Annotated in this window: 9 protein-coding genes; 5 read left to right on the forward strand and 4 right to left on the reverse strand. The window is 62.0% G+C overall.

All coding sequences use genetic code 11. The features are described 5' to 3' along the window. The first annotated feature begins 123 nt into the window (after positions 1–123). The 3 genes from B7Z66_11020 (at position 124) to B7Z66_11030 (ending at position 2,743) form a co-directional block, all read left to right on the forward strand. Positions 124–795: a hypothetical protein gene (locus B7Z66_11020; GenBank protein OYV75974.1), complete on the forward strand. Its 672-nt coding sequence runs from the start codon at positions 124–126 to the stop codon at positions 793–795. A 70-nt stretch (positions 796–865) separates the two neighbouring features. Continuing rightward, on the forward strand, positions 866–1,510 hold the full coding sequence (locus tag B7Z66_11025; GenBank protein OYV75986.1) for a hypothetical protein: 645 nt from the start codon (positions 866–868) through the stop codon (positions 1,508–1,510). Between the two features lie 69 nt (positions 1,511–1,579). Beyond that, the gene (locus tag B7Z66_11030; GenBank protein ID OYV75975.1) at positions 1,580–2,743 is read left to right on the forward strand and encodes a hypothetical protein; all 1,164 of its coding nucleotides are present in this window, start codon (positions 1,580–1,582) and stop codon (positions 2,741–2,743) included. Positions 2,744–3,051: 308 nt separating this feature from the next. Here the strand turns inward: B7Z66_11030 and B7Z66_11035 are convergent, their stop codons facing one another. The 3 genes from B7Z66_11035 to B7Z66_11045 all read right to left on the reverse strand — a co-directional run bounded on the left by B7Z66_11035 (position 3,052) and on the right by B7Z66_11045 (position 5,987). Beyond that, positions 3,052–3,246 carry a hypothetical protein gene (locus B7Z66_11035; protein OYV75976.1) on the reverse strand — a complete coding sequence of 65 codons (195 nt, stop codon included), beginning with the start codon at positions 3,244–3,246 and terminating at the stop codon, positions 3,052–3,054. A 155-nt stretch (positions 3,247–3,401) separates the two neighbouring features. Next, positions 3,402–4,793 carry a hypothetical protein gene (locus B7Z66_11040; GenBank protein ID OYV75977.1) on the reverse strand — a complete coding sequence of 464 codons (1,392 nt, stop codon included), beginning with the start codon at positions 4,791–4,793 and terminating at the stop codon, positions 3,402–3,404. A 981-nt stretch (positions 4,794–5,774) separates the two neighbouring features. Beyond that, positions 5,775–5,987 carry a hypothetical protein gene (locus B7Z66_11045; protein OYV75978.1) on the reverse strand — a complete coding sequence of 71 codons (213 nt, stop codon included), beginning with the start codon at positions 5,985–5,987 and terminating at the stop codon, positions 5,775–5,777. On the opposite strand from B7Z66_11045, the gene B7Z66_11050 reads away from it, so the two are divergent. Then, on the forward strand, positions 5,988–8,855 hold the full coding sequence (locus tag B7Z66_11050) for a hypothetical protein (protein OYV75979.1): 2,868 nt from the start codon (positions 5,988–5,990) through the stop codon (positions 8,853–8,855). It abuts the gene before it with no gap. Positions 8,856–9,027: 172 nt separating this feature from the next. On the opposite strand, the gene B7Z66_11055 is transcribed toward B7Z66_11050, so the two are convergent. Continuing rightward, entirely contained in the window at positions 9,028–10,215 is a 1,188-nt protein-coding gene (locus B7Z66_11055; protein ID OYV75980.1) for a hypothetical protein, read from the reverse strand. A gap of 468 nt (positions 10,216–10,683) precedes the next feature. On the opposite strand from B7Z66_11055, the gene B7Z66_11060 reads away from it, so the two are divergent. Continuing rightward, positions 10,684–11,817 carry a class V aminotransferase gene (locus B7Z66_11060; protein OYV75981.1) on the forward strand — a complete coding sequence of 378 codons (1,134 nt, stop codon included), beginning with the start codon at positions 10,684–10,686 and terminating at the stop codon, positions 11,815–11,817. Position 11,818: the final 1 nt, after the last annotated feature.

Genomic DNA, 11,818 nt, shown 5'->3' on the forward strand with positions numbered 1-11,818 from the left:
GCGGTCGCGCGCGGAATTGTCCTCGGGTCGGCCGTGGATTGAGCCAGATCAAGTTGCATTATGCGCGTCGTTCCTAGCATGAGCGTATTGCCCGTGCGCAACTGCCCGGGACGAGGCCCGAGGATGCTGGATCGCGACCTACCGCTTGCGTTGCTCGACGAGGCGGCCATCACCGCCGCTGCGCTGCACCACGACCCTTACGACTTCAGCTTCGTTGAGCACGCCATCGCGGAGCGCGCCAAGGATGCAGTACTTGCCGACGCCCCGCACATCCCGGACCGGGGCAGTTACGGGCTGCCGAGCCTGCGCTATGGTCCATGCTTCAGTGCCGTCGTTCAGGATCTCCTGAGCGTGCGGTTCCGGCGCCTCGTCGAGCAGAAGTTCGACATGGACCTAAGTGTCTATCCCCCCGTGATCGTGATGATGGGAAACACCACGGGACACTACAACGAAGGCTATGCGCACCCGGACTCGAAGCACAAGATTGTCACGGTACTGCTCGGTTTCAGCCACGCATGGCCCTACGAGCGCGGCCGTCTACGAATTCTGCGCAGCGCGAACCGAGAAGACTACGCGTTCGAATACCCGCCGGAGTTCGGACGCATGCTGATGTTCCGCGTCTGTGACCATTCGTGGCATGGGTTCCTGCCCCAAAAGGGCGAGCGCATGAGCCTGCAGTTGTGCTACGTCGATTCCGAGGCCTATGTCCGGCGCGAATATTTCCGTCATCGTGTCAGCGCGTTCGCCAAATCGGTCCCGATCCTGCGCAAGATCATCGATTGGGCGCCGCGCTAGCGCCATCAGGGAATTCCAGACAAGGCCGGTAACCACCATGGCTTTTCCACACGTACCGGATACCGCCGTTATTACGGAACATTTCGCCCGCGCGTTGCGCGCGGCGCGCCGTGACGATGTGCCGTACCGCCATTGGGTCCTGAACGACGTCCTGCCCGAAGATTTGGCCGTAGGTGTCCTGGTACTGCCGATCGCTCCACCGATGGTCGGGGACACACGCGGGGTTCGAGATACCGACAACCGCACGCGAACGTTCTTTACGCCCGCGTTGCGCGCACATTTCCCGGTCTGCGCCGCATTCGCCGATGCGCTGCAGCAGCCACGGATCGCGCGACTGTTCCAGGAGACCTGCGGAATCAGGGTCGCGGGAGGCTATCTGCGCATGGAGTACATCCAGGACACCGACGGCGCGTGGCTCGAGCCGCACAGGGATATCCCGGAAAAATTATTCTCACTGGTTCTCTATCTGTGCACCGGACCGGAGGCGCAGGAGTGGGGCACCGACATCTACGACAGCGAGCGCCGTTGGGTGGGTCGCGCATCGGCGGAGTTCAACTCGGCCGTGATCTTCGTCCCGGGGCCCGATACCTGGCATGGCTTTGAACCGCGCCCGATCCGCGGCGTGCGGCGGCTGCTCGAAATCAACTATGTGCGTCCGGATTGGCGCGATCGGGATCAGCTCGCGTTCCCGGACCGTCCGATCATCGTTATCTGAGTCGGCGCGTCCCACCGGTGCCCTACACGAAGATGTCGAATCGGCGCGCCACGGCGCAGGATCCTGCCCATGTGGCTTGACGGCGATATTGCGGCCCGGTCGTTCCGGGGGCAGGACACGACCGAAGAGCATTTCTTCCTGTTGGAGGCCCCACGGGCCCTTGGGTTCTCGGCGCAGGTCGAATTCGTCCGCGCCCGCTACGATGAGGTACGCGCCGCCCTCGGCCTAGCCCCCGAGACCGCGGTGTTCCGGCGCATTTTCCTAAGCGACGTATTGAACCAGGCCGCCTTAGTGCGCGATAGTCCCTTGGCCGCCGATCTTCCCCGCAACCCGGTGGCGGTCTCCATCGTCCAGCAGCCGCCGTTGTCCGGCGCGAAGATCGCGCTCTTGGCCTATCACATCGCGAGCCCGGAACCGCTGGTCAAGGAACGTCTGTCGACCCGGCACGTGCTGGTGCGACACAACGGCCTCGGCCACCTATGGAGCACACGCCTGTGTGCCGGTGCCTGTGACGCCTGCGCCGATCCGGTCCAAACGCAGACCAGCGAGATCTTCGAAGACTTGATCAAGGCATTAGCGGCCCAGGGAGGCACCCTGCGCGAGCACTGCATCCGAACCTGGCTCTACATCAAGGCGATCGATGTCTTCTACCAGGGGATGGTCGATGCGCGGACCGAGATCTTCACCCGCCATGGACTGACCCCCGCGACGCATTACATCGCCAGCACTGGCATCGAAGGGGCGTGCGCGCACCGCTCGGATCTCGTGGCAATGGATGCCTACTCGATCCTGGGACTGGCGCCGGGACAGGTCACCTATATCAACGACTTCACGCGCATGTGTCCGACCCACGATTACCACGTCACCTTCGAGCGCGGCACCCGCGTAGCCTACGCCGACCGCGCGCACCTGTTCATCTCGGGCACCGCGAGCATCGACCGCACGGGACGCGTGATCCACAGCGGCGACGTGTTGCGCCAGCTCGACCGGGCGATCGCCAACGTCGATGCGCTGATGCGTGCCGGCGGGGCCGACCTCGTGGACCTGATGTACTTGATCGTCTACCTGCGTGACTCCGCCGACTACCCACGCATCGAAGCGCGGCTGCACGAGCGTCTCCCGGGTCTGCCACGGGTAATCGTCGCCGGCGCCGTGTGCCGCCCCGAGTGGCTGGTGGAAGTCGAGGGCGTCGGGATTGCGCCCGACCAGCGCCCCGAATTGCCAGCGTTCTGAACGTAGGACAGGGGAGGGCGCCTCTCAATCATCGTCCATCGGCTGGGCGGGGCGGGCGGATCCAAGGCTTGCCACCCGCGGATCTGCTGCAAGGTCGCGGGCGTTCAAGGGGCGCGCCGTTCCTGTGCCTCGGTCTCCCAGCTTTTTACCGTGACCTTTACGCCTTTACCGCAGGTGAATCCGGGGCGCGCGCGATTCACGGCGCGCAGGCATCTCCCGGTCGCCAGCCAAGTACCGGGAGCGCCCCGTGATTGAGTCCACGGGGCCCTGATCACGCCGCTCCACACCCAGCCTCTGACGTCAAGACCTCAGTGAAAACTGAGGTAGAGGGCCAGGAGGATCAGAAAGACCGTGGCGGCCTGCAACTCCACGCGGGCCATCATCATGCGCGTGCTCTGGCGCAGATCGCTTGCGCCGCCCTGCACCATAGAGCGGATACCGGAGGCGAGGACAATCGTGGTGGCGATCAGGCCGGTGATCGCGAGGAATGCGGTGATCTTCATGGCCAAACCCCCTTCGCCGTGTACGGCGACGTGTGAGGTCAATACCTTTGCATGAGGAGTATGGGGCGTGGGGTGTCAACGCATTTTGATCCAGATCAATTCTGGATACGGAGTGATCGGTGGGCCTTAGTGCCCAACGTCGCGCCTGCGTCGCATCACTCGCCTCTCCATACGACGTGGTTGTTCACGGCGTATGGGTGGCAATCCGTGTTTCGCTTGCGGCACAGGGCCAGAGTCCTGGCCAAGGGATCAAAGCCGCGTGCTCCGAAATCCCATGCGCCATCGGGTGCGATCACGAAAACACGCGGCAACGGAAGTGTGAGAAATCTTCGATACCCATTGCGACCGACCACGTTCACGTAGGGAACGGCTGCGATGTTGTCCAGTTTAGCGTAGTGGCTGGGCGGCGGTATCACCATGTGCCGGAACGGCCACACCACCTGGTCATCCACCGCGTATGGCCAGCACCGGTGCCCGGCCTGTCGGCACAGCTTGAGCCCACGCGCCAGGGGATCGTAACCACCGTTGGTGGTCACGATGATCTTGCGGCCAAGCAAGAAGACGCGCGGCCGCACCTTAATTCTGAGAAATGCCCGGTAAGACTGTCGGCCCTGGCGGTTCAGGTTTGGGACAGCGCGCACGTCATCCAAGGCCGCGAAGTGGGTGGGCTTGGGGTAGGGCGCGGGTAGCAAGCTTGGGTGGAGATCACGGCTAGGCAACCCGATCCGGGCGAGAAACGCGTCAACCTTCGGGATCCAAATGGGTAATGCCTCGATATCGCCGAGGAAGTTGTGGGAGTTGTTCAAAAATCGCCCATACGCGACCAGTTGCGCCTTGCCCCCGGCGGCGGTGTAATTTCGGTACATGGCCCGCCAGACCGGTGTCGGGAAAATCGCGTCGTTGTTCCCATAGAACCAGATGGAGGGGACCTTCGTCAGCCCGCCAAAGGCGCCCGCAGCGGCGGCCAGATCGTCCTGCCAGTCGCCGCAAGTGGGGGCCTTTCGCCCACCAGCAAAATCGATGATCCCCTTGACGCCGGGGTAGTTGAGCGCGCCGAGGGCGAGGCTGTTCCACCCGCCGTAACTCTGACCGAAGACCACGATGCGGTGGGTATCGATTTCCTTGCGCTTCGAAAGGTCCTCGATGACGGCGATAATGTCCCGCGCTTCGTGAATACCGTCCGCCTCCGCGCTGCAGCTCGGCCTGAAAGTACCCCCGGAACCAGCAAATCCCCTCATCATTGGCAGTGCGACGGCGTAGCCCCGCGACAGGAAATAACGCGCGGCGTACACGGAACGGTAGCGTGGCGCGAACCGTGGGTTGCCCACTGCCTTGCCGTGGTTGAGCACGGCCAATGGAAAGGGACCCGAACCGTTCGGCTCCATTAGCGTCACCTGCAACAGCACCGGGTGGAGCGGGTCGCCCGGCAGCTCAAGTACCTGCTCATTGAGCGCGGGATTGGGGTGTGCATAGGCGTGGGCATGTGCAGGTGGATATAGCAGAAGACCGAACAGCACGAACCAATAGGTCAAGGTCTTGGGCCGCATAGTGTTCTTCAGTGTTCTCAGAGGAGCAAAGAAATCCAGAAGTGCCGCTGCGAACCCGCACGGGCGGGTTGCGACCAAAGCGTCCGGCAGGCCCCAATTGAAATACGTGATCCGTCGCGGTAGAGAAGCTGGTCCACATTGAAAGCTCGCAAGACGGGTTGCTGGTTATCCTACCGCTTGTGGATGGTTTGTAAACCAGCGGTGTCGGTTATGTCCACCTACGGCAGGATCTTGGATGTGGTTTTCAAGCGGCCTACCGGGAAGAGGCTGCAGTGGACATCGTAGTGGCATGGGTTTATCAATCGGATTGAGGGGTATTCGCCACTGTTGTCACTACAGCGCAACGATTTTAAGGTTTACATTCCTCTGCCGAAGAATGCATTGCGCAGCTTGAACCGGTGGCACAGAAGGGCATGCAGGGACATGCGCTTGGCAGTCCCGCCCGCGATACGACATTAACGGTGTCAAGGATCGTGCAGGATGCCCAAGAAACGCTTCCCACCGAAAACCCATTTGTTGCTGACCATCTTGGTGGGTCTTGCCGCGGTCGCTGGGTACCAAGGATATACACGCTATCACGACGCCCAAAGGTACGCCGTGGCTCGGGCCGAACAGGCAGCGCGTAGCGCTGAATTGCTGCGCCGACTGGATCCTGCAACGGCAACCAATGTCAGCGATCTTCGGAAACGTCTGTTTAATTTGTATGCCTATCGTCCGTCACCGCCCGCTCTCCCAGGAGACGAACCTTGACAACGCGCCGAGCAGGCGCGTGCTTCGAGCGCAGTGTCTCAGGGAAAATACGCGTATATCGTTCTGCCCGTCGAAGAGAGCTTTCGCTATTACGACCGGGTGACCCGACTGATGGGCGCGCGCTGGGTGGCCGCCGCGCTGCACGACGCTACGGGTCAATCTGTCATGTCTCCTGAACTGGCGTTGCGTGCGCTGGGGAAGCGGGCCACAGAACTGGACGACCGTAGAGTTTCAGCGCTCGCGCGGCGCGCCGGCGCGCAGGTCGTCCACATTCTGCTGAATCTCGATTTCCAAATACATCCGGTGAAAGTATCTGCGGGCGCTGAAGTACAGAACGGAAAAGTATATATTGTCCTGACCGACGCCAAGGGCCATATCGTCAGATCGTTCCACGCGCGGTTCCACGACCCGGGAACGCATCGCGTTGACCGGATATTCGCCCATATGGCCCCACGCGCGGTGGCGGTCCTGCTGGGTAAAACGCACACGCCCGCCCTGCCGCCATTGGATCCGGGCACGAGTGTGCCGGATTTCCCCAAACAGATCGCAAACCTGCCGGTCGACGCCACGTCCCCGCTCGCCAACGCGGTCTTCCTCCAGTTGGTGGCAATGATGACCCCGACCGATATGCGCTATGAACGGCGGCGGCTATTCGAACGCTCGCTGTTGGCGCTCCATCGGGTATCCCGCGCATCACCTTACTACGACGTGCTCACCGCACGGGCGCTGTTCAATCTGTATCGTCGGCCCGCTGCTCTACGTTATCTGTCATCTCCGAAAACGCCTGCCGAACGCGCGTTGCTACAGTACCTGGACGGGAACTATCCGGAGCTGGCCAGGCTGGTGCCGACGATCCACGCTCCGGTATTACGCGCGATGGCGCTGATCGAGCTGAAAGCGGTTGGCTATTACTATCAAAATCCGGATGGCGGACAGGATGTTGACGTTCCAATTCCGTCGCAAGGGTGGGCAACGCTACTTGTATCGGCCGAGCGTGACGCGGATGCCTGGTACGCACCAGAGAATATGCCGTTCTTCGTGAGCCTTCAGGGTCTCTTTCCGGCCTTCGACACCCCTTTCCGAAAGGCGGTGGAAGGACGCATCGCCAGTGGTACCCTTAAAACGGACGGCCGCGACTATGCATTGTTCGACGTGATATTCAGGCACGCCTTTTCCAGTCAAGGCCCTGCGTGTTGTGCGCGATACGGAAGCCGCCTGGAACCTGCGGACATATGGGCGCTCTATCGCGATCTCGCGATCGGGAACCTTCTCCGGAAACTCGACCGCGACGTATGGACCTATGCAAGTTACGGTTCCGGAAAGGCGCTGGCGGAGCAGGTGGCGCCCTGGCTACAAGGAAATCCCGAGTTCATGGTGCTGTATGCGGAAGCATTACAGGGTTACGCCGCCAAGACCAGCGGAAACGCCCGGATGTTTCTGTTGAAGAAAGCGCTTCAACTCGCCTCGAACGCGATCCGGCTCGGAGGGGGTTCCAATTGGCTGGTGGCTTCCGCGGGGACGGTTCGTTCCCAGATCCTCGGAGTCCTTTCCCCTGGCTCGCCGCAAGTGAACACCGGCAACGATTGTTGGTTGGCACGCTGTGATTTCCCTTCCAGCATCGAGGTAGATGCCTATGATGGAGATCCGCTGGCGTTGCCCTACGAGAACACCCAGTTCAGCTTGCTGATCGTGGCCGCAAAGAGCGGAGCATTGGACGCGGCAGGGATTCAACATGAGCTCCAGACTCGCTTCGACGGCGCGCCAGGAAAAGTACCGTTCATCGCGGGCCGGCTGATTGCGGCGGGGCACAATGGAAAGGCGATTACGCTGCTGCAAGACGCGATTACCAGGGGCGACGCGAGTTCGAACGTCTACCTGGATCTGGGGGATCTGCTGATCGGGAAAGGACAATATCGTGAGGCGTCAAAGACGTTCATGCAGTATCCCGATTTAAGGAATCCCCCCGGGAAGGACCCGGTAGCCACCGCGGATTTTGCCTATGGTTCCGGTAGAAAACTGTATTGGCTGGGTCACTACGAAGAAGCGATCCCACTCTATGAGATCGCAGCCCGGCTGGATACGGGCGCCGAGGTTGAATACACCGCACAGAAATATCTGGCATTCGTCCATTCCGACTATTCTGCCGCAATCGTGGCCGCCTACCGGCAGGCCAAGCGTTACAACAGTCCGGACGGCTACCGGGACTATCTGACCATCCTTCAATTGGCGGGACTGCATGAGGCCGCGGAGACGGGCTTTCAGGAGATCGCTCCGCGCTTCAACAGTCCGTCGCTATGGGCGTCGCTGTTCGTCGGCCAACGCATGGAGAAGAAGTCGTTCGACCAGATGAGGAAATGGGTCGGTGATTACCTGATCAACGCGAACGACGTGGGCCAGCAGCGGCAGGCGATCTATTATCTGATGCATCAGTCGGTCATGGATCGTGGGCCGTCCATGGCGAAGGTCGCGGCAATCGCACGCATGGAGGAGAGCATTCCGTTGTCCGCGATTCAGTTCCAGGAAAAGGCAATGATCGGCCGTCTGCATGAGCATTTCCCGGGCCGGACTGCACCATGCGTGGCTGGCAATGTGCATTGCACACCGCGGACGGCGGAATCTGCCCGGTATGCGCGAGACAGGGTGGCGGGCTTTCTGTACGCGTACACGCTGTTGGAGCAGGGGAACTATGGCGCATCGCTGGATGCCTTTCTGCAATATGACAGGGCGCAGCCCCTATACGGTTCGGACCGGGTAGCTATGAGCCTGGCGTATGTTGCGATCGCGGCATCGGAGGCCCGGGAGCCTGAGATCCTTGCCGGACTGTCGACCATGCTGGATGGAAAAGACGGGCGTCAGATCGGAAAATTTGACGGCAACCTGACGCGCGCGGTAATCGACGCGGATCGAGGCCGGCGCGCGACGAGCCTGCAGGAACTGATTGCCGCCCAGCGGAATGTCTCCCGCGACGCCTGGCGCCCGAGCGACACATGGTTCGAACTGCTGCAGGTGGCGGATTGGGTCTACACAAAGACCGGCGATAAGCGTGTCCTGCGCGAGGCCGTCCACTGGGCCCACGAACATGAGATGATCCAACCCCAGGATAGCTGGGCATACGCCTTCGAGGCCAGGTACGCCACCGATCGGGCGGCACGTGTGCGGGCTGCCGCTTTCGCCGGGTATCTCGATCCCGAGTCGGTATGGCTGGCGGAAGTGCCCCCGGCCATCCGGCGTCGCGCGCACGCATGGTGGCCGAAGCACGACCCCTTCAGACTCCGTGGGAAATCCGGCAAAAAACCCGCGATGAGCCTCTGAAGCCGTGTGATACCCGGGGTACGCACTGGGGGGGTTGGGGCGCTACGCGCGCGACACGCGGAATGTAGGAGGCGGAGGGATCGGCAGGGATACCCAGCCCGATCGTGGGTGGCTGGAAGATGCGGGGCCGCGCCTCGATCTGAGATCGGCGCGATCGGGGAGCGCGCCCAGTTCAGGTTTGGGACGGCGCGCACGCCAAGGGGTACGCCGATTCGCAGCGGTTGCGACCGGCGGCCTTGGCGCGGTAGAGCGCGGCGTCGGCACGGCTCAACGCGCTGTCGATGTCCTCGTCCGGGCCGAGCTCACTCACCCCGATACTGACCGTGATTGCGAACGGCAGGACGGAGGCTGCAGGAGCCGCGCGCTCCGACCCCTCGGCAAAGGCGGCGCGCAGCCGCTCGGCGGCGGCCAGCGCCTGGGCAGCGGTGGTGTCCGGTAGTACGGCGACAAATTCCTCGCCTCCGATACGGCAAAGCGCGTCCTTACCGCGCAACACCAGTTTCGAGACGGCGACGAAATGGCGGAGAATGTCGTCGCCGCCGCCATGACCGAGGTGGTCGTTGACCTGCTTAAAGTGATCCAGGTCCATCATCATCAACGACAGTGAGCGGTCGTGGCGCTGGGCCCAGTCCTTCTCCTTTTCCGAGAGGAGCTGAAAGGCGCGGCGATTGAGCACCCCGGTCAGGGGGTCAACGCTGATCTGGCGGTCGAGGCTCGCCTGAAGGCGTTCACCCGTCATCAGCACCATTCCCAATGTGATCGCCACCGTGATGCCCGACCACCACAGCAGGGGCAGTGCGGCGTATCCATCCGGGTTCCATTGGCCGTCGCCGTGGACCGCCCGAGCGACCAAGATGGCGCGTCCTAGAAAGAAGACGGCATTCGCGCCATAGGCCCACCCGGTCGCGCGCATCGCGACCCGCTTTGCGCGCGCGGCGGACAACAGGTCACGGGCGATCAGCCCAGACAGCGCGGCGATCAGTGCTGCGTTCGTGAACGAGCGTACCGATATTGAGCCTTCAAAGTGCGCCAAGCCGATGGTACCCAGGGTGATGGCGCCGATCGTGGTCAATATCGGCGTCGAGGCGCGCGGGCGCCCGGTAAAGCGGGAAAATCCGTCCCAGGCGAGGATCAGTCCACCGACGATGAGGATTTGCGCCAATGACAGCAGCGGCAGCATGGAGAGCGCAACGTGCCCTGCGATCAGGAGGAGTGCGAGCGGTGAGGCGATACCGGCCCACATCCACTGGGCGAGCCCGGCCACTTCCGGGTGCATCCGCCACAGCAGCACGCGAGCGCCCGCCGCAACAGCGCTTGTCAGGGCGGCGGCGACCAATAACGTCGGAATGTCAAAATTCATCGTTGACCGGTATTCCCTTTTTTACGACCGTGGTCCGTTCTTTTCCCAGTCAGACATCGGGAATATCGGCGTGTCGAGCTGGATTTTGAGTCGGCCGTTTGAACCGTTGGCCGACCCAGTCCGGCTCAGACGAGCCCCAGTGTGACGGACGGTCCGGTTGCGATCGACCGCCGGGGCGCCGACGGCACGGGTGATGGCGGCGAGAGGCCGTCCATTCCGGGCTGGCGGCCGGGCTGGGCGTACGTTGGTAGGGGGCCTGAAAGGGCGGAATCCCGGTAACGGTGGTGTCAGGGAAACAACGGGTTCAGATTCGTTCCGGTTTCCGGCTGCGGGACGCAACGTAGCCTCCCGATTGGGCTTGCCTTATATTTAACATAATATACATTATACGTCTAATAGGGTGGCGGGAATCGAGGGCCTGGTATTACGGTAGTATGGGCAACTTAACCGTTGGCCTGACGAGAAGTCATGGACGGACACGACGAGTTTTCCCTGGACCCCGGCATCATCTACCTTAATCACGCTGCGGTGGCACCCTGGCCGCGCCGCACTGTGGATGCGGTGTGCGCGTTCGCCGAAGAAAATCTGCGCTACGGGTCGCGCAACTACCCCCGCTGGGTACAGACCGAGCTGCAATTGCGGGAACGGCTCGCGCGGTTGATCAACGTGGGTTCTGCCGCGGACATCGGGTTACTCAAGAGCACCTCGGAGGGCCTCTCCGTGATCGCATATGGGTTGGATTGGCAACCCGGCGACAATGTCGTCAGCGCGCGTGAGGAATTTCCGTCCAATCGCTTGCCATGGGACTCCCTGCGCGCCCGAGGTGTGGCTTTGCGCCTGGCGGATCTCTCCGGGCCGGATTCCCCGGAAGATGCCTTGCTGGCCCTGACCGATCACCGCACCCGCCTGGTAAGCATCAGCGCGGTGCAGTATGCCAGCGGCCTGCGGATGGACCTGGAGCGCTTGGGGGCCGAATGCCGCGCCCGGGGGATTCTATTCTGCGTAGACGCGATCCAGGCCATCGGCGCGGTATGCTTCGATGCCCAAGCGGTGTCCGCGGATTTCGTGGTAGCGGATGGGCACAAGTGGATGCTGGGCCCCGAGGGCTTGGCGGTATTCTATGTGCGACCGGAGCTGCGCGAACGGCTGCGGCTGCACCAGTACGGATGGCATATGGTAGAGGCAGCGGGTGATTTTGACCGGGATGATTGGGCCCCGGCGGCCTCCGCCCGACGCTTCGAGTGCGGTAGCCCCAATATGCTCGGGATCCATGGACTGAACGCGAGTCTGTCCCTGCTGGAGGAACTGGGGATGGACATGGTTGAGAGAACCGTTATTAATAATGTTCAATATTTAATTGAAAATTTGGAACGTATTGATGAAATTTCGATATGTTCGCCAGTGACGCCCGGACGCTTCGCAGGGATCGTGGCTTTCCGGCCTCGCCACAGTCACCCCGAAGGGCTGTTTCAGGCCTTGCAACAAGCGGGGATCCAATGCGCCCTGCGGGGAGGTTGCGTGCGGTTTTCGCCCCATTTCCATACATCGGATTCGCAATTGGATGCGGCCCTGGACCGGGTACGGGCTTATGTAGTAGATTAAA

It is taken from the genome of Chromatiales bacterium 21-64-14, assembly GCA_002255365.1.
Taxonomy (GTDB): Bacteria; Pseudomonadota; Gammaproteobacteria; order 21-64-14; family 21-64-14; genus 21-64-14.

Bases quoted from the DNA above. Each gene is read 5' to 3' on its own strand.
- B7Z66_11050 (OYV75979.1), top strand. From the start codon at position 5,988: ATGGCCCCACGCGCGGTGGCGGTCCTGCTGGGTAAAACGCACACGCCC.
- B7Z66_11055 (OYV75980.1), bottom strand. From the start codon at position 10,215: ATGAATTTTGACATTCCGACGTTATTGGTCGCCGCCGCCCTGACAAGC.
- B7Z66_11060 (OYV75981.1), top strand. From the start codon at position 10,684: ATGGACGGACACGACGAGTTTTCCCTGGACCCCGGCATCATCTACCTT.
- B7Z66_11035 (OYV75976.1), bottom strand. From the start codon at position 3,246: ATGAAGATCACCGCATTCCTCGCGATCACCGGCCTGATCGCCACCACG.
- B7Z66_11045 (OYV75978.1), bottom strand. From the start codon at position 5,987: ATGGGCGAATATCCGGTCAACGCGATGCGTTCCCGGGTCGTGGAACCG.
- B7Z66_11020 (OYV75974.1), top strand. From the start codon at position 124: ATGCTGGATCGCGACCTACCGCTTGCGTTGCTCGACGAGGCGGCCATC.
- B7Z66_11040 (OYV75977.1), bottom strand. From the start codon at position 4,793: ATGCGGCCCAAGACCTTGACCTATTGGTTCGTGCTGTTCGGTCTTCTG.
- B7Z66_11030 (OYV75975.1), top strand. From the start codon at position 1,580: ATGTGGCTTGACGGCGATATTGCGGCCCGGTCGTTCCGGGGGCAGGAC.